Below are 21,340 nucleotides of genomic sequence, written 5' to 3'. Positions count from 1 at the left end.
TCGCTCGTAGCGACGAAGGTTGGGCCCGGGGGCTTGGATCGGGCCGGTGTCACGTCAAGGCTAACAAACGGATCCCGTCAGACCATTCCCGTGGCACAGGCGCTTTTTCAGATGCCCTGTCCCTTCAGTCCCTCAGCAGATCGGGCACCCCGGCCGCGTCCGGTTCGTCGCGGTCCGCCGAGACCACCGTGAGCTGCTGCGTGGCCCGGGTGAGGGCCACGTACAGCACGCGCAGCCCGGCCGGGGACTCGTCGGCGATCTCCGCCGGGGAGACGACGACCGTCGCGTCGTACTCGAGGCCCTTGGCCTCCAGGCTGCCGAGCGCCACCACCCGGTCGCCGAGCCCCTCGAGCCAGCGCCGGGCCTCCTCGCGGCGCTGCATGGCGACGACGACGCCGACGGTGCCGTCCACGCGCTCCAGCAGCCGGGCGGCCTCGGCGCGGACGGTGTCGCCCAGCGCATCCCCGGCGACGGCGAAGCGCGGCACGACACCGGTGGAGCGCACCGCCTTGGGGGCCGCGGAGCCGGGCATGGCGAGGGCGAGCACCTTGGACGCCAGCTCGGCGATCTCCGCGGGGTTGCGGTAGTTCACGGTGAGCTCGAAACGGCGGCGCGGGCGGGTGCCGAGGGCCTCGTCGCGGGCCTGGGCGGCCTCGTCCGGGTCGGACCAGGAGGACTGGGCCGGGTCGCCGACGACCGTCCAGGTGGCGTGCCGGCCCCGGCGGCCGACCATGCGCCACTGCATCGGCGTGAGGTCCTGCGCCTCGTCGACGATGACGTGCGCGTACTCGACGCGCTCCTGGGCGAGCCGCTCGGCCCGCTCCCGCTGGGTCTCCTCGCGCACCGGCATCAGCTCTTCCAGGCCGGTTAGCTGGTCCAGCGGGTCGAGCTCGCGCTTCTTGCGGGGGCGGGCCGGGGTGCCGAGGATGGCCTGGAGCTCGTCGAGCAGGGCGATGTCGTGCACGGAGCGGCCGTCCCGCTTCAGCGAGCGGGCGACCTTGCGGACCTCGCCCGGGTTGAGGACGCGGCGGGCCCAGCGGCCCAGGCGCTTCTCGTCCGCCATGGCGTCGAGGACGGCGGCCGGGGTCAGCTCCGGCCACCAGGCGTCGAGGAAGTCGATGAAGTCGTCCTCCGAGGTGATGTCCTCGTCGAAGGAGGCGCGCAGCTCGGCGGCCAGCTCCGGGTCGGTGTGCCGGTTCCCGGCGCCGGAGCGCTCCCACAGGGCGTCGAGGAGCAGCTTGCGGGCGCGGGGGCGCAGCAGGTTGACCGGGGCGGTGCCGCCGAGGGCGGTGCGGCGGATGTCCGCCAGTTCCGCGGCCTCCAGTTCCAGCCGCCGGCCGAACGCGACGACCCTCAGCCGCTCAGGTGAATCGTTCAGCTCCAGTGCTCCGCGCGCGGCCTTCCGCAGCACCTTGAGCATGCGGTACGAGCCCTTGATACGGGCCACCGACGGGGAGTCGTACAGCGTGGCCTCGGCGCCGTCGACCAGGGAGCCGATGGCGCGGACGGCGACCTGGCCCTCCTCGCCGAGGGAGGGCAGCACGCCCTCGGTGTAGGCGACGAGCAGCGGCGTGGGCGAGACGATCAGGATGCCTCCGGCGTACCGGCGCCGGTCCTGGTAGAGGAGGTAGGCCGCGCGGTGCAGGGCGACGGCGGTCTTGCCGGTGCCGGGGCCGCCCTCGACATAGGTCACGGAGGCGGCGGGGGCGCGGATCACCAGGTCCTGCTCGGCCTGGATGGACGCGACGATGTCCCGCATGGTGTGCGTACGGGCCTGGCCCAGCGCGGCCATCAGGGCGCCGTCGCCGATCACCGGCAGCTCGTGTCCGTCGAGGTAGGCGGTCAGCTCGGGACGCATCAGGTCGTCCTCGACGCTCTGCACCCGGCGGCCCTTGGAGCGGATGACGCGGCGCCGCACCACGCGGCCCGGGTCGACCGGGGTGGACCGGTAGAAGGGGGCGGCCGCGGGGGCCCGCCAGTCGATGACCAGCGGGGTGTAGTCCTCGTCGAGGACGCCGATCCGGCCGATGTGCAGGGTCTCGGCGATGTCGGCGGTGTTGTCGGGGCGGATGGCCCCCTCGGCGGGCTCCACGGCGGTGTACGCGCCGTCGGGTCCCTTCTTGCCGTCCTTCCCCCGCAGCAGGTCGATCCGGCCGAAGAGGAAGTCCTCGTACTCGTTGTTCAGCCGGTTGAGGTGGACGCCGGCCCGGAAGACCTGCGCGTCCCGCTCGGCGAGGGCGCCGGGCGTGCCGACGTGGCCGTGCCGGGCGGCGTCGCGCATGAGGAACTCCGCCTCGTGGATCTTCTCGTCGAGGCGCTGGTACACCCGGTCCAGGTGTTCCTGTTCGACTCGGATCTCACGGTCCCGAACGGAGTCGTGAACCGGTTCGGCCGCGGATTCCTGTTGAGCCTGAGCGGCCACCGGGCCCCCTTCTGACGTGCTGGGCAGCCGTCAACCTTACGCGAAGGGGACCCCGTGAGGCTACGCGTCGACCTGGACGAGGAGATCGCCGTCGAAGTTCATGACCTCGAAGTGATCGATGTCGTCGGGCGCGAAGGCGGCGCCGCCCTGGACGTACAGGGGCTGCTTGGCCTTGTCCGACTTGGCGTCGGGCAGGCCGTAGCCCTCGCCGGGCACGGACCAGGAGTTCACCGTCTCGCGTTCGCCGTTCTTGCCGACGGCGATCAGCGAGCACTTCTGGTCGCCCTTGACGTTCTTCAGCTCCGTGACGATCTCGGTGCCCCAGAGCTTCTTCTCCAGGGCCACGGTCGCGGTCACCTGGGTTCCGGGGTCGGTCGCCATGATCTTCTCGGAGCTCTGGTCGAACGCCTCCTTCGCGGGGTTGGCCGCGAGCGTCCGGTTGGCGCCGCTGCCGCCGCCCCCTTCGCCGCCCCCGCCGCTCGCCGCCACGGCCACGAACGGACCGCTGACGATGAGCGCGCCGGCGGCGGCCACCATGTAGAAGTTGCGGCGGCGCTTGCGCGCGCGGCGTTCGGCGACCTCGTCGACCAGCTTCTCCACCACACGCGGTGAAGGCTTGGCGGACAGCGACTCGCCCAGCGAGGGCGTCCCGGTGCCGGGAAGGTCCGCGAGCGCGGCCAGCATCGGTTCCATGCCGGCGAGCTCGTCGAGCTGCTGGCCGCACCACTCGCAGGTCGCGAGGTGCGCCTCGAAGGCGGACGCCTCGGCGTCGTCGAGGATGCCGAGGGCGTAGGCACCGACGGTCTCGTGCTCGTTCGGCACCGGTGATCCCTCCATGGCACCAGACATACCCCTACCGCCCGTGCCGAATCCCTGGTTTCCCCCGTACACACTCATCACGCCGTCACCCCCCGCTCCTCCAGAGCCAGCTTCATCGACCGCAGGGCGTAGAAGACCCGGGAGCGGACTGTGCCGCTCGGTATCCCCAGGGTCTGTGCCGCCTCATTGACGGTACGCCCCTTGAAGTACGTCTCGACGAGGACCTCCCGGTGGGCCGGGGTCAGGTCGTCGAGCGCGTCCGACAGCGTCATCAGCCACAGCGCCTTGTCGATCTCGTCCTCCGCGGGGATGACCTCCAGCGGCGACGGATCGACCTCCTGCGGCCGGGCCTGCCGGCTGCGGTGGCCGTCGATGACGATGCGCCGGGCGACCGTCACCAGCCAGGGGCGTACCGAACCGGTCGCCCGATTGAGCTGACCGGCGTTCTTCCAGGCACGGATGAGCGTCTCCTGCACGACGTCCTCGGCGCGCTGCCGGTCTCCGGCGACCAGGCGCAGGACGTAGGCCAGCAGAGGCCCGGCGTGCTCGCGATACAGCGCACGCATCAGCTCCTCGTCTGGTTCCGAGGGCTGTGAGGACATGCGATGTCGGGCCCTCGCTCCACGTTCATTGGCCACGGCCGCATCCTTGCGCACGCCCACCTCCGGTGTCCGGGGGATCCCCCAGTCGGTCGCTCGACAACCGGTACGGACGGCGGGGGTTGGGTGTTCAACGCGAGGTCACAGTTTTCTGCGGGCGGACACGACGACCGGGACATGAGCCCACATTCCCCCCGCCACTTGTTTACATTTCCGACACAGCGGCAACGACGACCGGTCTTTTTGCACCGCGCGGAGGGCGAACGGGGGTGTAACCGACGTCACTTCGGAAACTTTCTGCCGGGCGGCGCGCAGAAGTCGCATAGCGCGCAAGGCGGTTGAGTCGGACAGTCCCTCAGGCGCGGGTGAGGGCCGCGCGGCGGCGGTGGCGGGCCACGCGTTCGCGGTTGCCGCACACCTCGCTGGAGCACCAGCGCCGCCTGCGCCCGCGGGAGGTGTCGACGTACACGATGGGGCAGTTGTCGCCGTCGCACTGGCGCAGGCTCGCGCGGGCGACCGGGTCGGTCAGCAGGTCCACCGTGTCCCGCGCGACCGCCGCGAGCAGCGCGGCCCGGCCGGGCGGCCCGTCGAGCCGGCGCACCAGCGAGCCGTCCTCGCCGTGCACCGCGCGGGGGGCCGGGGGCGCCGCGCGGGCGAGCTCGTTCACCCGGGCGAGCGCCAGATCGTACGAGCGGACGCCGGGCGCCGGACGGCCGCGCACCAAGGGGCCGATCCGGCCGCGCAGTTCACGGAACGCCACCAGCCAGGAGGTGTCCGCGTGGGTCAGCGCGGTGCCCTCGGGCACGAGACCGGAGCCGGTGATCCAGGCCCGCAGCACCGCGACGGAGTCGAGCCGTTCCTCGGGATGGGTGGTCGCGAGCAGATCCAGGCAGACCCGCCCGGTGTCGAACCTCAGCTCGTAGGACGCCGTGACCGTACCCAGTGCCATGTTCCTGCCACCGCCTAGCGTGGCCCCGCGCGCGGGACCGGTGAGCGATCCGGGAAACCGTTCCCCTCCCACAGTGCCCGCCCGCACCGGCGCCCGGAACCCCTCCGGCCAACGTCAGCCCTCGCCGTACTTCGAGTCCGCCGCCGGGTCCAGGGCGAGGCGGTAGCCGCGTTTGACGACCGTCTGGATCAGCTTCGGTGTGCCGAGGGCGGACCGCAGGCGGGCCATCGCCGTCTCCACCGCGTGCTCGTCGCGGCCCGCGCCCGGCAGGGCACGCAGCAGCTCCGCGCGGGAGACGACCCAGCCGGGCTGCCGGGACAGCGCCCGCAGCAGGGACATCCCGGCCGGCGGCACGGGTTTGAGCACGCCGTCCACCAGGACCGCGTGCCCCCGGATCTCCATCCGGTGCCCGGCGACGGGCAACGCGCGGGCCCGGGCGGGCAGTTCCCGGCAGAGCAGCTGGACCAGCGGGCCTAGCCGGAAGCGTTCGGGCTGCACGGTGGTGATGCCGCGGGCCTGCAACGGCAGCGCGGTGACCGGACCGACGCAGGCGGTCAGCACGTCGTGGTCGAGGGCGGCGAGCAGGTCGTCGAGCAGCCCGCGGTCCTCCGCGCGGGACAGCAGGGACACGGCGGCGGGCGCGCTGGTGAAGGTCACCGCGTCCAGGGTGCGAGCGACGGCCGCGTCGACGAGGCGGTCGACCGGGCCGAGGTCCTCCGGCGGCAGCCACCGGTAGACCGGCACGCCCACCACCTCCGCTCCCCCGGCCCGCAGCGACTCCACGAACCCGGGCAGCGGTTCACCGTGCAGCTGTACGGCGATCCGCAGTCCGTCGACGCCCTCCTCCAGGAGCCGGTCCAGCACCTCCGCCATCGACTCCGACGCCGGCGACCACTCCTCCGTCAGCCCGGCGGCCCGAATCGCGCCCTTCACCTTCGGCCCGCGCGCCAGGATCCGCACCCCGCGCAGCCGCGCCAGCAGGTCCTCGCCCAGTCCCCAGCCGTCGGCGGCCTCCACCCAGCCGCGGAAGCCGATGGCCGTGGTGGCGACCGCGATATCGGGGGCCTGCCCGATGATGTCCTTGGTGGCGGCCAGCAGTTCGCTGTCGTCGGCGAGCGGCACGATCCGCAGGGCAGGGGCGTGCAGCACGGCGGCGCCGCGCCGTTCCAGCAGTGTGCCCAGTTCGTCGGCGCGGCGCGCCGCGGTCACTCCCACGGTGAACCCGGCGAGTGGACCGTGCTCCGGTGGCTGCTCTTGTTCGTCGTACATGGCTCTCGTCCCGGGCTCGAGTCGGCGTACCGCATGGAGGTGCGGCTCCACCTCCATGCGGCCGAGCCTGTCAACGGTCCGTGACAGGCTCGGTTCGGCTTCATGTCACCAGTGTTACGTCATACCTGGGCGTAGCTGAGCTGCGACTTCGCCTCCGTGGCCGGGCTGGTGTCACCCGGGCGGGCCGCGGGGCGGCGAAGGTATACCGCCCAGGTGACCCCGAAGCAGACCGCATAACAGGCGAGGAACGCGACGAACGCGCCGGTGCCCGAGCCGTAGGAGAGGAAGGACTGGCGGAAGGCCAGGTTGATGCCCACTCCGCCGAGCGCCCCCACCGCGCCGATCAGCCCCATGGCCGCCCCGGACAGCCGCCGCCCGTACGCGGCCGCCTCCTCGCCCTCCAGTCCGCGTGCCAGCGCCTTCGCGTGGAAGATGCCGGGGATCATCTTGTACGTCGACCCGTTGCCGAGGCCGGTGAGCACGAACAGGACGACGAAGGCGACGGTGAACAGCGTCAGCGACGCCCGCATGGAGGCGACGACCAGCACGGAGGTCGCCGCACCCATGGCGACGAAGTTCCACAGGGTGATCCGCGCGCCGCCGTACCGGTCGGCGAGCCTGCCGCCCACCGGGCGGATCAGGGAACCGAGCAGCGGGCCGATGAAGGTGACGTACGCGGCCTGGAGCGGCGTACGGCCGAACTGGGTCTGGAGCACCATCCCGAAGGCGAAGCTGTAGCCGATGAACGAGCCGAAGGTGCCGATGTAGAGGAACGACATGATCCAGGTGTGCGGGTCGCGCGCGGCGTCCTTGGCGGCGCCGGTGTCGTTCTTCACCGTGGCCAGGTTGTCCATGTGGCGTGCCGCGAGCACGGCGGCCACGACGATCAGCGGAATGTAGAGGCCGAGCAGCACCCGCGGTCCGCCGCTCGCGCCGATGATCGCGAGGGCGGCGAGCTGGATCACCGGGACGCCGATGTTGCCGCCGCCGGCGTTCAGTCCGAGCGCCCATCCCTTCTTCCGCATCGGGAAGAAGGCGTTGATGTTGGTCATCGAGGAGGCGAAGTTGCCGCCGCCGATGCCGGCCAGCAGGCCGACGAGGAGGAAGGTGGAGAAGGACGTGCCCGGCTCCATCACGGCGAACGCTGCGACGGTGGGCACGAGCAGCAGCGCGGCACTGATCACCGTCCAGTTCCGTCCGCCGAAGACGGCGACGGCGAAGGTGTACGGGACCCGGACCACGGCGCCCACGAGCGTGACCATCGACGTCAGCAGGAACTTGTCGGCCGGGGTAAGCCCGTACTCCGGGCCCATGAAGAGCACCAGCACCGACCACATGGTCCACACGGAGAACCCGATGTGCTCGGACAGCACGGAGAAGACGAGATTGCGGCGGGCGATCGGTTCTCCGGTCCGGTTCCAGAAGGTCTCGTCCTCCGGATCCCACTGCTGGATCCAGCGGCCACTGCGGGCTGTCATGAGGCCTCCACTGCTCTCCGGGGGCGCGGACGGTGCCGCGCGGGGATGGTCCCGAAGGTAGGGAGACAGCGTTTCCGGACTGTGCCGCACAGTGACCGGCAGGGAACGTTGCTCTCACCCCTGGCGGGCGCGGGGTGAGAGGTGTCCGGCGCCGGTCGGGGGCGGTGCGGTGAGGTTCAGCGGCGCGGGGGCTGCGGGGGCGGGGCGTACGGCATCGGCTGATGCTGGAAGTGCTGGGGCTGGTGCCCGTAGCCGGGAACGGGAGCGCCGTACGGGCCGCCGCCGAAGGGGTTGCCGTGCCCCGGCATCTGTCCCCCCGGAGGCAGATAGCGCACCCGGCCGGTCTCGTCCGTCACAGGGGCGAACCCGGCCGCCAGCAACCGGGCCGCGAACTTCGCATTGCGCTTGCGGTTGACGACGAGACCGATGCCGAAGACCGCCATGAGGGCGAGCCAGATCCCACCCGAGATCAAGAAGTCCGCGGACGTGCCCCCGAGCCGGTAGGCCAGGATCACGCAGCCGATGGAGACACCAAGGGCCGCCCCGTAGCCCATCCGCTTCTCTGCGCTCTTGCCGGTGAGATCGAAGTTGATGCGGGCCTTGAGGAGTTCGACGGCGTCCGGCACGAGGGGCGGCAGGGACACCCCGTCGCCGGCGTTCGGGTACTGTGCCCAGTTCTGCGCGGCCCGGGCCCGCGCCTGCGGGCCGGGGTCCGGCACGATCACCATCTTGAGCTGACTGTTGTTCCCGCCGCCCTGCCGTACGTCGGCGTACTCGTAGCCGAACTGCTGGGCGATGAAGGCGAGTCGGGCGAGCTTCTTCACGGATGCCATCGGGCTGACGAGCTCGACCGGCTCCCCGCTCGCCATCAGCCGCAGCATCTTCCGCGTCTGCCGCTTGCTCATGCGCCCTCGCCCCCTGGACACACCCTTCACTTCCGCAACTGGGGCAGTATCGCACGCCGTCCCACTTCGAACCAGAGCAGCTTCCCCGCCCCGCGCCCCGACGTGCCGTCGCCGAAGGCCCAGCCGCCCCAGGAGTCGGCGTGCTCCCGCACAAGACGTAGCCCGCGCCCGGTTTCGGCGTCGGGCGGAGCGAGCGGAACGGACTCCACGCCGGACCCGCTGAAGGGGGCGGGAACATACGGGTCGCTGTCCCACACCCCGACCCGCAGCCGACCGTCGCTCAACCCGGTGAGCCGCAGAGAAGCAGGCCCCTTGGTGTGCAGGTAGGCATTGGTGACCAACTCCGACGTCAGCAACTCCACGACGTCGACGGTGTCCTGCATGCCGTGCCCGTCGAGCGCCGCCCGCACCGTCATGCGTGCGACGCGTACGGCGCGGGGGTCATGAGGGAGGCGAAGGGCGCCAAATACGGGAGGTTCATCTTCGATTAGCTCGTGTGAGGGACATGAGAGCCGCCTCACGGCCAGGAAGGACACGCTTTGCCGCCCACGAACAATCCGACGCTGCGGCAACGGAGACTGGGCGCCGAGCTGCGCAAACTCCACGAAAAGGCAGGGTTCACGGTGACCGAGGCCGCCGAGCACTTGGGCGTCAACCAAGGACGCGTGAGCATGATCGAGACCGGTCGCAGCCCTGTGAGCGCCGACCTTGTACGCGGGATGGCGTCCGCCTACGACTGCTCCGACAAGGCTTTGGTCGACGCACTGGCCAGCATGACCGGACGCCGGCGCCGGGGCTGGTGGGAGGAGTACCGCGAACACCTGCCTGCCGCACTGGTCGATCTGGCGGAGCTGGAACACCACACACACGCACTACGCGTCGCTCTGGTGATCCACATTCCGGCGCTGCTCCAGACCACCGATCACGCCCGCGCCCTCTTCCGAACCGTGGTGCCACCCATGCATCAGTACGAGATCGAGCACCGTCTCACGTACCGCATCAAGCGGCAGGGCATCCTGCACCGCGAGGATCCGCCGTCCTACTCGGCGATCATTCACGAGTCGGCCCTCCGCATGGGTTTCGGCGGACCTTCCGTGTCCCACGGCCAGCTCACGCACCTGCTCCACATGGGCGAGATGCCCAACGTCACCATCCGGGTCATCCCGTTCGGCACGGCCTATTTCCCGAGCACCGGCCAGTCCTTCGACTACCTTTCGGGCCCTGTACCGCAGCTCGACACGGTCCAACTCGACACGCACCACGGGGGCTGCGGTTTCCTGGACGCGGAGGCACAGTTGGCCAAGTACCGAGCCGTACTGAACCACATGACGTCCTGCGCACTCGCGCCCACCGAGTCCCGCGACTTCATCCACAACCTCATCCGAGAAGCCTGAGAAGGAACGCCGTGCCCACCATCCGCTGGCGCAAGTCGTCCCACAGCGGCGACAGTTCAAACTGCGTGGAAATAGCCACCGACCCGGCGGCCGTCCTCGTACGCGACTCCAAGACAACACCCGGCCCCCGGCTCGACTTCTCCCCGACCACGTGGGCCGCCTTCCTCACGCACGTCAAGATCTGCTACAGCCCCGATTGACGCCAGCGCTTTGCCGAGCCATCCGGGGACCGCTGCAGAAATTCTCCGGGTATAAGCCTGCCGGAGGTACGCCCGGACCCGCCTTCTCAAGGAAGCGGTCCGGGCGCTCCGGGTCGGCAGGTCACCCAATGGCGACGCGGTTCTTCCAGTAGGAGCGAGCCGTGATGATCTCTGTTCCTGAGCCGGTGAGTACGTCGGTTTTCCCGGCGTACACGCGGACCGAGCCGTCTGCGCGAACAGTCCAGATGTCGGGGACGGAGTCGCCTGTGACGTCGGGAGTGCCGATGATGTGCGGGATGGAGGCACGGGACCAGCCGCTTGCGCCGTACGTGATGTCCACGCCACCGGCGGAGTTGGCCCCGGAAGTCAGCGAGTTCAGGTCGACGCCGTTGCCGGAGGCGTTGGCGATGCCCTTGCGGAGACGGAGGGAGGCGTGCGGGTCGGTCCGGTAGATCATGTCGGCGATTCCGTCGCCGGACACGTCCCCTACGGTGACGATGTCCCGCTGGTCCCAGAGGGTTGCCGTCAGCCGGGTCGCGCTGCTCACGGTGGCCCCGTGATATCCGACCAGTGCCCAAAGCTCTGTGCCGGCTCGGGCGAGGAAGTCGGTCCTCCCGTCACCGGTGATGTCGCCCGCTGCCATGATCTGGTCCATGGACGCAGGTGAAGGGGCGCCGACCGGAAGGATGATCTCCCGGCGTTTGTCGATGTTCACGGCACCGTAGCCGTCGCCCGGGTAGACCCACAGCTTCCCGCCGACCCTGACGACGAGGTCCTGGAGGCCGTCACCTCCGTAGATGTCACCGTTGTGTGTGATCAGGGAGTCCTGGAAGTGGCCGGAGGGTGCTGCGACGAACGGTGGAAGCCCGTCCTCGGAGCCCGGGTCCTTGGCGGGATTGGCGCGGTAGGCGCCGGACATGGAGTAGTCGAGGTCACCGCTGGCGCGGGCGAGGTCGGGTGTGGCCTGGGACGGGTAGAGAGCGAGATTGCCCCCGGCAGTCACGACCATGAGATCGGCCAGGTCGTCGCCCGTGAAGTCGCCGGCGCTGTCGGCTTCGTCACGCGGGCTGACGTAAAAGAAGTAGAGGGCCGGGTCAGAGGGGTTGCCTGCCGAGTCGACAGCACGGATGTAGAGGACGTTGGGGCCGGCCGTGGGAGGCTTGGCGTCGGTGATGGTCGTCGGGGTGGTGACGGCCGTCCCGGCGGTACGGCTCTTGGAGAAGTTGTAGTTGGAACCGTTGAAGGAGTACTCGAAGCGTACGGTGTCGGTGGAGCCGGCGTAGACGGTGAACGAGCCCGCCGTACCGAACTTCAGCCTCGACCAGTTGGCGTCCTCGGCATCGTTTCCGAAGCCGTTTTCCGAACCGTCCGCGTTGGGGAAGTCGGCAGAGCTGACTTTGGGGCGGTTGGGTGCGGTGGTGTCCAGGATGAACCGGCAGGGCGTCTTGGCCGGCGAGTAGCCGGAGGTGGCGCCCTTGTCGTCGACGCCGCGAACCCGCCAGGAGTAGAGCGTGCCGTTGGTCATTTTGCTGGTGGAGAAGGCGGGTGTGGAGCGGAGGGCGTCGCCGCCGTCACTACCGGTGGAAACCTTGCCCGTGGAGCCGAGTATGTCGCCGGAAGTGCCCCACCTGCCGGTGGGCCAGAGATCGAAGTCCAGATAGTCGAGGTTGGAGTCCTTGTCCTTCCCCCGTGCGGTGAAGGTGACGCTGCCCGCACCCATCCGGACGTACGGCTCGGTGGTGGTGCACTTGGCGTCGGGGGACAGATCGAGGTTGGTGGGGGACGAAGGGCGACGGTTGTAGACGAGTTCGAGTGCAGGACCGTTGTCGCCGTTGGCCTGGAACTTCTTCCAGGAATGCTGGGAATTCTCGTTCCGGGCACGCAGTCCAAAGGTGATTTTTGAACGGCCGAGGTCAGCGTAGTTCTGTGCGGCCTTCTTCACGTCGAAGGTCTCGTAGGCATCGCGACAGCCGGATTTGTAGCCATGAGCGAAGCTGCGAGTTTGCAGCTTGTTGCCATCGGTGAGTTTCGGGGCGCTCTTCCAATTGGTCTTCTTGCTGATCGCTCCGGTGACGTGGACGCTCATCGACCGCGCACTGCAGGACCAGGAGTACGTTTCCAGGAGGCGCAGCTTGGCGCTGCTGATCTTCGCACCCTTGAGGTTCTTGTCGAAGTCCATGTTGAAGAAGGAACGCGAAGTGCCCCAGGTGTCGGACTCGAAGCCGACTCGGGCCTCGTGGGTGCCGCCCTTGTTGAAGCCCTTGCCGTTGTAGAACGTGGCGTTGGGGTGCCGGCTATAGGCGGTAGTCCAGTTGTCCATGTCCTTGGTGACGGAGGGGTCGACGAAGACCGGGTAGGTCGTCTCCGGACCGTTGAGGAAGTCCAGGTCCGGGGTGATGACCCAGTTGTCGCCCGAGAGGTCGGACTCCACGGTATTGCCGAGGGAATCCGGTGACGGCCCGTCGAGGAGCGGGAGCGAGAGAGTCGCCGCTGGTCCGCTCTGCGACGGGCTCGGGGTGGGTTCGGCGGGAGCGGTGGGGGTGGCGGTCTCCGAGGGGGTGACCTCAGGGCCGTCGGTGGGGGTCGGCAGGCCCGGGGCCTCGGATTCCCGGTCGGTCTGCTCGTCCGACTCGGCGTCGTTCGTCGCCTCCTCGGACGGCACCGCTTCCGGCTCCCAGGACACCGAGTTGCTGGGCTCGGGGCTCTCCGAGCCGGCCGGCTGGGCAGTGGCTCCGACCTGTCCGTCGGTGACGGCGGGCTGGCCGGTGGAGTCCCACATGAGCGGGGTGCCGGAGCTGGCTACTTCGTTCCCGTAAAAGGTCTCCGCAGTGAGGACGCCGGATAGCGGGTCGAGGCGGAAGGTCAGGTCTTCGGAGGTGATGCCGTACGAGAGCTGTTGCACCAGCGGGTTGGCCGCGGCCGCCCGGTTCTTCAGGACGAGGAGCTGGGCGAAGCCGTCGTTGTCCGCCGTGAGTACGAGGTCGGCGCCGGGGAAGATCTCTGGGTACAGGGCGCGAGAGCCGTCGATGATGGGGTCGGGAACCGGCCCCGGCCAGGTGAGTTGGATGGCGTACTCACCGGCATCGCCCACGTAGAGCGTGACGAGGTCGCTTGCTCCGGCGGCCGCGGCGGGAGCGTTCTTCACCAGTGACACACGTTGGACCCCTGCCCGAGAGGCCCGCTCCGGGTCCCTTTTGCCTGAACCTGCGGTGAACACCATCCGGGCGCTGGTGGCCGTGGTCTCCCAGCCGGCCTCGCTGCGCCGCAGATCCGTGTTGATCGGGCGCCATTCGCCGTCCTTGTGGACTCGGACCGGCGAGGCGTGGAACCGCTTGGCAAGCTGACCGTCGGGGCGGGCCCAGGTGGTGGAGCGCTCGGTGCGGTTTGCGGTGACCTCGACCTGCTTGCCCGTGCGGGCGGCCTGGACGAAGGCGGCGCTCTCGGTGACCGCCTTCGCCCGCTGCGGCTCGGCTTGCTGTTGTCCGTCGGAGCGCGTATACCCGGCGTAAGCGATGCCGGTCGCTGCGACCGCCGTGGCGAGGGCGGCTGCCAGGGTGCGGCGTCCGGGCATGCGGAGCTGAGTGGTTGGCATCGTGAGAGGTCCCTTTCCCCATGCCCGGCACACGGATCGACGCGTGCGAGCTCCTCCGGAACGATGTGGCCGGCCATGGCGAAGCGGACCGTTCCGTACGGGGGCGCGGGCATGGCAGGGCGAGCTGATGATGACTCATGAGCTGTCTGACGTCACCCTGTGGATTCTCACGCCATGAAGTCAGACTCGGTGATTTCCGTTCGCTCGGATGTCGCTCCGTTGAGGTTGGTGGGCGTCCACCGTGCCGGGAGAGGTCTCATACCAGCACGAACCCCTCGTGCCACAGGGGCATTTGATCGTGCATCAGGCACGATCAAATGAAGTAGGGCCTACGTCAGAATGCATTGCCCTTCGGGCGAGTGGCGCCCAATCGGTGCCCTCTGTGGGTGATTACGGCGTTACGGCTGGTGACAATGATTACTAATGGTCTGAGCCTCTAGCGTTCCTTCACAGTGCCCTCACAGAATTCGCCCGATCTGTTTCGTCCTGCGCGAGGTCCATTCCGGCCCCGCTCCAAGTGGTCCGGGGGGACCCTCCGTGTTCGGTCGAACTCACCTTTCCCGAAGCATGCGTGTGCGCAGAGCTGTTGCCGCCGCAGCCGGCGCCGCCGTGCTCGTCGGTCTGCTGCCCACGGTGGCGACGGCCGTGCCGCCGGTCCCGCCGGTCGACGAACCGGGGCGCGAGGCCCTGCTTCTCGAGTCGCTCGCCAAAGTCGTCCCGGCCGACGGCACCCCGGTCAACCAGGACGTCGAGAGCCTGAAAATCGATGCTCCGCAGGACAGGGAGGCGGCGCCACCCGGCACCGACACTCCACTTCCCGCGTCCACCACAACAGTCACGTTCCCGTCCGGTGCCGCACGGAGCCTGTCCGCCGCCATCGAGCCCCAGGCGCCGGACCAGGTCCCGGTCACGCTCGCCCCGGCCGAGGGGCAGCCCACCCCCACTGGTACGTGGGGTGTCACCGTGGATGCCCGTACCGACGTCACCACGCAGGGCGTGGACGGTGCGGTCATCCGCGTCCACCCGCCGGACACGGGCGCGGTACCGGTCTCACTCTCACTGGACTACGGCACCTTCGAGAACCTCTACGGCGCCGACTGGGGTTCCCGCCTGCGTCTGGTCCAGTTCCCCGCCTGCTACCTGACCACCCCTGACGTGGAAGAGTGCCAGGCGTACACCGAGCTGGAGACGGTCAACGACCCGGACACCAACACGGTCTCCGCGACCGTCGACCCGGCCGCCGACGACATCGCCGCCCCGGAATCCGAGGGCACCTCCGTCCAGTCGGCGGGCTCACGCCTGCTGGCCGCGGAAGGCAGCGGCGACTCCACCGTGATTGGCGCGGTGGATTCCGGAGCCGGTCCCGGTGGTTCCTTCAAAGCGACCCCGCTTGCCTCGACCGGCTCCTGGTCGCACGCCGGCAGCTCCGGCGCCTTCGTCTGGTCCTACCCGCTGACTGTCCCGGCGGCCCCGGCCGGCCCCACGCCGAAGATCGCGCTTACCTACAACTCGCAGTCCGTGGACGGACGCACGGGTGTCTCGTCCCCTCAGGCCTCCTGGATCGGCGAGGGATGGGACTACGATCCGGGCCACATCGAGCGCCGCTACCGCAGCTGCAAGGACGACCGGAAGACGCTTGACGCCGGCGCTCCCAACAACACGGCCAAGACCAACAAGACGTCCGACCTGTGCTGGGTCTCGCACAACGCGGTGATGTCCCTCGCCGGCCGGAGCACCGAGCTGGTTCGCGTCGGCACCACCAACACCTACCGCCCCGCCTCCGACGACGGTAGCCGCGTCACCCTCAAGACCGGTGCGGCGAACGGTGACAACGACGGCGAGTACTGGGAGGTGACCACCACCGACGGAACCGTCTACACCTTCGGCCGTCACGAGGTCGGCGGCGGTCACGCCGACACCAACTCGGTCTCCACGGTCCCCGTCTTCGGTAATCACCCCGGCGAGCCCTGCCACGCCACGGCCTTCGCCGACTCCCGCTGCGGCGCCGGGAAGCAGCAGGCCTGGCGCTGGGGCCTGGACAAGGTCGCCGACGTCCACGGCAACGTGATGGTCGTCAACTGGAAGCAGGAGACGAACTATTACGCCGTCCGGGACAAGCGCAAGACCCCGGAAGCCTACGAGCGCTTCGCCTACCCCACCACTATCGACTACGGAATGCGCTCGGGAGACCTCTCCAAGCCCTCCGCGCAGGTCAGTTTCGGCGTCAAGCAGCGCTGCCTGAAGTCCACCACCGCCTGTGACGCGGCGAACTTCGCCAAGACCGACGACCCTGGCGCCTACCGCCCCTGGTGGGACACCCCCGGGAACCTCAACTGCAAGTCGACGTCGAAGCTCTGCCCCGGCTTCCCGTCCTTCTGGACGCAGATGCGCCTGGACACCGTCACCACCCTTGGTGCCCGGCCCGGCGTGACCGGCCTCGGCAAGGTCGACGTCTACGCCCTCCACCAGTCCTTTCCCAGTGACTGGTACGACACCTCTCCCGGCCTTTGGCTCAACTCGATCACCCGCACCGGCTTCGGCCCCGGAGACACCACCGGCACCCTCCAGTCGCAGGACGGCGTGAGTTTCGCCGAATACCGCGTCGGCTCCTCCTCCCCACTGCAGTCCCGCCTGCGTGACCGCCAACTCCCCAACCTCGTCCGCACCGGCCCCAAGGACCAGCGCCCCGCGTTCACCCGCCCCCGGATCGGCACCGTGGCCACCGAGGCCGGCGCCGACATCGAGGTCGAGTACACCGGCGGCTGCGCCACCCCGCCCGCCGAGGACAAAGAGAAGGCGAACGGAACCTGCTTCCCGGTCCGCTGGTCCCCGGACGGCGACGAGCGGACCCCAGCCAAGGTGTGGTTCAACAAGTACGTCGTCGCCTCCGTTGTGGAGACCGACAAGGTTACCAATCACGGTGTGCCAATCGTCACCAAGTACAAGTACACCGGCCCGGCCTGGGCCAAGTCCGACGACGAGTTCCAGCGACCCGCCCTGCGCACGTACAGCGACTGGCGGGGATACCGCCAGCTCTCAGTGACCAAGGGCAGCAAGACCACGTCCAGCGACACCGGCAACGACGACCCACAGTCGCAGTCGTATTCCGAGACGCGCTACTTCCTCGGAACCGGTGGTGAGGTCAAGGACACCACCGGCACCTACACCCTGGTCAGCGACGACGCCCCGCAGTACGCGGGCCAGGTGGCCGAGGCCCTCACCTACAAGGACTCCGACAAGCACCTGGTCCGGCGCACCCTGAACTTCCCCTGGTCCAAGCAGACCGCCTCCCGCACCCGGGAGGCCGAGGACGGCTCGGCCATGGATCCGCTCCTCGCCCACCGCGTCGGCATCAAGCGCACCGACGACATCCAGTCCCTCGACCCTGGCTGGCAGTCCAAGCGCACCCTCACCAGCGTCGACGACACCTACGGTCTGGCCACCGAGATCGAAAGCTTCGTCGTCAAGCCCGACGGCTCCGGCGGCGAAACGCTCTCCGAACAGGAGTGCACCCGTAACACCTACGTCCACAACACCGACGCCCATCTGATCGGCCTGATATCCCAGAGCCGGACGATCGCCGTACCGTGCGACCGTTACGTTGGCGCGAACTACGCCACGCACCTGCTCAAATCGGTCCGGACCAGCTACGACAACCTCGCCCACGCCGCCACGCCGCTCAAGGGCCTGCCCACCACCGTCGCGGAATCCAACGGCGAGGGCGACGCACACAGCGTCGTCACCACCACCACCTACGATCCGCTCGGCCGTGTCCGCAAGGTCACCAGACCGGATCAGGGCACCACCGAGAACGTCTACACCCCCGCCGACACCGGAGGCCCGCTCACCGGGCTCAAGACCATCAACGCTCTCGGGCACGCCACCACGAGCACTTTCGACCCCGGCCGCTCCCTCCCCCTCACCGTCACGGACCCCAACGGCCGCGTGACGCGGTACGAGTACGACGCCCTCGGCCGCCTGGTCAAGGGCTGGTCCCCGACGCGCTCCAGTGGCAGCCAGACCCCCGACGTCCAGATCGGCTACCAGCAGGCCTCCGCAACCCCCTCCAGGACCAGCCCTGCTGCCGTCACCACCAAGACGATCAGGGACGACGGCAGTTACGCCTCCTCGGTCACCATCTACGACGGCCTGCTCCGTCCAGTTCAAACCCAGAACGAGGCCCACGGCCCTGGCCGCATCATCACCGACACCTCGTACGACGACCACGGCCGTCCCAGCATCGTCACCAGCGGCTACCTCGCCGCGGACCAGCCGACCACCACGCTGTTCGAACCCAAGTCGACCAAGCTCATCCCCAGCTATCTGAAGACCCAGTACGACGGCATGGGCCGCACCATCCGCCAGGCGACCTACCACGACGGTGAGTTCGAGCACGAGACGTTCACGTCCTACGGGCCGGACACGATGCATGTGAACCCCCCGGGCAACACCTCCCCGGCAACGTGGACCACCACCGACGCTCTCGGCCGGGTCACCGAGGTCGAGCAGTACACCGACGCCGGCCAGTCGGCCACCCGATCGACCCGCTACGCCTACGACGTCCGCGGCAACCGCTCGGAAGTGACCGACCCGGCCGGCAACAAGTGGACGTACAAGCATGACGCACGCGGCCGCATAATCGAGGCCACCGACCCGGACACCGGCACTACCAGGACGACCGCGTACGACGGCGCCGACCGTCCCCTCGCCACCCTGGACGCCAACGGCAAGTCCCTGTACACGACCTACGACGTGCTCGGACGAGTGACGGCTGTCCGCGAGGGTTCAGCCACGGCCAGCCCGATCAAGTCCTTCACCTTCGACGCTGTCGGCGCCCTCGGCATGCCTGTCGCCTCGACCCGCCACACGCCGAACGGCGACTACGTCACAAGGATCATCGGCTACACCACCGACTACCAGCCCACCGGGCGGGACATCACCATCCCCGCCAACACCAAGACCACCGGGCTTTCAGGCACCTACAGCTACACCTACGGCTACACGCCGACCGGCAAACCCTTCTCCGTGACCTACCCGTCAAAGGGCGGAATCTCCTCCGAGAAGGTGGTCACCCGGTACAACGAGGACGGCCTGCCCGAGTCCACGGCGGGCTCCAGCTGGTACACCGCGGACGTCACCTACTCCCCGTTCGGCGACGTCCTCCGCGCCGTTTCCGGCTCCCAGCCCTACCGCCTGTGGACCACCAACTTCATCGATCCGCATACCGGACGCCTCCAGCGCACTGTCGCCGACCGCGAGACCGCCTCACCGCACCGCATCACCGACAGCTACTACTCGTACGACGCTTCCGGCACCATCACATCCAATTCCCGCAAGCTGAGCGAAGCGTCGGGCTCCACCTGGGACACGCAGTGCTACACCTACGACGCCCTCGGTGAACTCGTCCACGCCTGGACGTCCAACATCGCCCCCACCGGCACAGGCAACGGCTGCAAGACCGCCAACGGTGCCACCTTCGGCTACCGAACCGACTACGCCGACTCGTCCGGCCCCGTCGCGGACGCCCCGAACACGGCCGGTGACACTTCCAGCCCGGACGCCTCGCTGACAAGCACGCTCGCCGCAGCCGCCCCGGCCACCGGCACGGTGGCGACTTCCGCCACCGCATACCGCCAGGCATTCACCTACGACTGGATCGGCAACCGCTCCACCCTCACCGAGCACAACGTCACCGACTCCACCAAGAACATCACCTATCACTCCGGCTACGGCACCACCGCCGGAAACGGCGCCACCCAACCGGTCACCACCCAGCCGCACACCCTGGCCTGGGTCTCCACAACCCCCACAGGCTCCGGCAGCGCCTACACCTACGACCCGGCCGGCAACACCACCAAGCGCGACCTCGCCAACGACACCCAGAGCCTCACCTGGAACACCGAGAACAAGCCGGCCACCGTGACCACCGGCGCCACCACGGTCAACTACACCTACGACACCGACGGCCAACGCCTCCTGGAGAACTCCAGCGAAGGCTCCACCCTTTACCTTCCCGGCGGGGAACTCACCACCGACGCCACCGGAAAGATCACGAAGGCGACCCGCAACTACGCCCACCCCGGCGCCCCCACAGTCGTCCGCACCTCGAATGGCACCAGCACCGGCCACACCCGCAACATCCAACTCGCCGACCATCTGGGTACCGCCAACACCACCATCCAGATGGCCGCCAACCAGCCGGTGACCAGGCGGGCCTTCAAGCCCTTCGGCGAGGCCCGCGGCCCCAAGCCGACCTCCTGGCCCGACAGGCGCAGCTACCTGGGTGTCGGCATCGACGACACCGCCACCGGACTGACGCACATCGGCGCTCGCGAGTACGACCAGGCCAACGGCCGCTTCATCAGCGCGGATCCGTTGCTGGACATCACGGACCCGTTGCAGATGAACGGCTACTCCTACGCCAAGAACAGCCCCATCAGCACCAGCGACCCCGACGGCCTGAAGCCGGTCACGGATTGCTACCGGGGTTGTTCGGACGGCCCCAATGACCTCTACCGGGACTGGATGGTCCCGAATGGTTCCGGCGGCTGGAAATACGAGGGTGCCGTTTACACCTACGACGTGGTGGGTGATCTCCACAGCGTCTATCGCTTCGGCGGCCATCACCCGCCGTTGGGCACTCGGACCGTCATCAAGCCGTACGACACGAAAGCCCAGAAGAACAGTTTCAAATTCATCGCTTCCCTCGTCATCCCTGACGTCGAATCGTGGAAGAAGGTCGTCTCCGGAGAGGCGAACGGCTGGGACTACCTCGGTATCGCTACGGACCTTCCCTTCGTCAAGGTCTTGAAGCTGGTGCCCGACTCGGTTGCGAAGAAGGGCAAGGGTGCCATTGAGGACTGGCTCAAGAATTACGCCTCAAAGTGCAAGTGCTTCCTCGCCGGCACCGAAGTCCTCATGGCTGACGGTGAGACCAAGAAGATCGAAAAGATCAAGGTAGGCGACGAGGTCGTCGCAACAGACCCGGAAACAGGGGAAACCCGCCTCCGGAAGGTGACCCGTCTAATCGTCACCGAAGACGACAAGCACTTCAACGAGCTGACCGTCGAAACACCTGACGGGCGCGAACGGCTCACCGCTACACATGAACACCCGTTCTGGGTTCCTGAGATCGGCGACTGGGTCGAGGCACGCAGCCTTGCCGCCGGCATGACCCTCAGAACCCCCGACGGCACCACGGTCCGAGTCCTCAGCAACCGCGCCTACACCAAGCACGCCCGGACGTACAACCTCACAGTCGAAGACCTGCACACGTACTATGTACTCGCCGGAGCCACGCCAGTTCTGGTTCACAATGCCGGAGAATGTCCCACCACCGGGATCCCCCATGGCGCGCTGGGAGAAAATGCCACACTGGACCGGCTTCGGAGGTCGGGCTACGCGAATATCACAAGAGAGGTGCGATTCAAGAATAGTCAAGGTGATGTTTTCCGCGCGGATTTCGTTGCCCAAGATCCATCGGGAAACTGGGTGGCGGTCGAAGTCAAGACTGGGCGCGGAGCGTCCCTGACTGACAACCAGAGGCTTGGATACGCCGAACTCGGTCACGGTGGGGCAATTCTGAACACGAGCAGACTCCCAGGACTGAAGAAGGGGAGCAATGTCACGATGAAGGTGGAGGTGGATCTGTGGGATTGCCCCGATTGCGTACCGTGAAATTCCAGGCCGATAATGATGTGTGCGGAGGTTCCG

At 68.5% G+C, this 21,340-nt stretch carries 11 protein-coding genes and 1 pseudogene; 3 read left to right on the top strand and 9 right to left on the bottom strand.

Going from position 1 to position 21,340, the window contains the following annotated elements; all coding sequences use genetic code 11:
* Positions 1 to 124: 124 nt before the first annotated feature.
* The 8 genes and pseudogenes from AB0L56_RS25060 to AB0L56_RS25025 all read right to left on the bottom strand — a co-directional run bounded on the left by AB0L56_RS25060 (position 125) and on the right by AB0L56_RS25025 (position 8,929).
* Positions 125 to 2,422: a UvrD-helicase domain-containing protein gene (locus AB0L56_RS25060; protein ID WP_365426657.1), complete on the bottom strand. Its 2,298-nt coding sequence runs from the start codon at positions 2,420 to 2,422 to the stop codon at positions 125 to 127.
* A gap of 60 nt (positions 2,423 to 2,482) precedes the next feature.
* On the bottom strand, positions 2,483 to 3,244 hold the full coding sequence (locus tag AB0L56_RS25055) for a zf-HC2 domain-containing protein (RefSeq protein ID WP_365426654.1): 762 nt from the start codon (positions 3,242 to 3,244) through the stop codon (positions 2,483 to 2,485).
* A gap of 74 nt (positions 3,245 to 3,318) precedes the next feature.
* Positions 3,319 to 3,903, bottom strand: coding sequence for a sigma-70 family RNA polymerase sigma factor (locus tag AB0L56_RS25050; protein ID WP_004930798.1), 585 nt, complete (start codon positions 3,901 to 3,903; stop codon positions 3,319 to 3,321).
* A gap of 292 nt (positions 3,904 to 4,195) precedes the next feature.
* On the bottom strand, positions 4,196 to 4,789 hold the full coding sequence (locus tag AB0L56_RS25045) for an ABATE domain-containing protein (protein ID WP_365426651.1): 594 nt from the start codon (positions 4,787 to 4,789) through the stop codon (positions 4,196 to 4,198).
* Between the two features lie 114 nt (positions 4,790 to 4,903).
* Entirely contained in the window at positions 4,904 to 6,058 is a 1,155-nt protein-coding gene (locus AB0L56_RS25040) for a uroporphyrinogen-III synthase (protein ID WP_365426648.1), read from the bottom strand.
* 119 nt (positions 6,059 to 6,177) lie between these two features.
* Complete coding sequence (locus AB0L56_RS25035) at positions 6,178 to 7,536, bottom strand: nitrate/nitrite transporter (RefSeq protein WP_365426645.1); 1,359 nt, start codon at positions 7,534 to 7,536, stop codon at positions 6,178 to 6,180.
* 236 nt (positions 7,537 to 7,772) lie between these two features.
* Positions 7,773 to 8,441, bottom strand: a pseudogene (locus AB0L56_RS25030) (hypothetical protein); the annotation flags it as partial.
* A gap of 26 nt (positions 8,442 to 8,467) precedes the next feature.
* On the bottom strand, positions 8,468 to 8,929 hold the full coding sequence (locus AB0L56_RS25025) for an ATP-binding protein (RefSeq protein ID WP_365426708.1): 462 nt from the start codon (positions 8,927 to 8,929) through the stop codon (positions 8,468 to 8,470).
* Positions 8,930 to 8,980: 51 nt separating this feature from the next.
* On the opposite strand from AB0L56_RS25025, the gene AB0L56_RS25020 reads away from it, so the two are divergent.
* Together AB0L56_RS25020 and AB0L56_RS25015 are read left to right on the top strand one after the other, a co-directional pair.
* Complete coding sequence (locus AB0L56_RS25020) at positions 8,981 to 9,835, top strand: helix-turn-helix transcriptional regulator (protein WP_365426642.1); 855 nt, start codon at positions 8,981 to 8,983, stop codon at positions 9,833 to 9,835.
* Between the two features lie 11 nt (positions 9,836 to 9,846).
* Complete coding sequence (locus tag AB0L56_RS25015; protein ID WP_365426639.1) at positions 9,847 to 10,035, top strand: DUF397 domain-containing protein; 189 nt, start codon at positions 9,847 to 9,849, stop codon at positions 10,033 to 10,035.
* A gap of 121 nt (positions 10,036 to 10,156) precedes the next feature.
* On the opposite strand, the gene AB0L56_RS25010 is transcribed toward AB0L56_RS25015, so the two are convergent.
* Positions 10,157 to 13,627: a DNRLRE domain-containing protein gene (locus tag AB0L56_RS25010; protein WP_365426635.1), complete on the bottom strand. Its 3,471-nt coding sequence runs from the start codon at positions 13,625 to 13,627 to the stop codon at positions 10,157 to 10,159.
* A 567-nt stretch (positions 13,628 to 14,194) separates the two neighbouring features.
* Between AB0L56_RS25010 and AB0L56_RS25005 the strand changes: the two genes are divergently transcribed.
* Positions 14,195 to 21,304: a polymorphic toxin-type HINT domain-containing protein gene (locus AB0L56_RS25005; protein WP_365426632.1), complete on the top strand. Its 7,110-nt coding sequence runs from the start codon at positions 14,195 to 14,197 to the stop codon at positions 21,302 to 21,304.
* Positions 21,305 to 21,340: the final 36 nt, after the last annotated feature.

Source organism: Streptomyces sp. NPDC052079 (assembly GCF_040680275.1).
In the GTDB taxonomy this organism is placed as follows: domain Bacteria; phylum Actinomycetota; class Actinomycetes; order Streptomycetales; family Streptomycetaceae; genus Streptomyces.
This window is presented reverse-complemented; position numbering and strand designations above follow the sequence as displayed.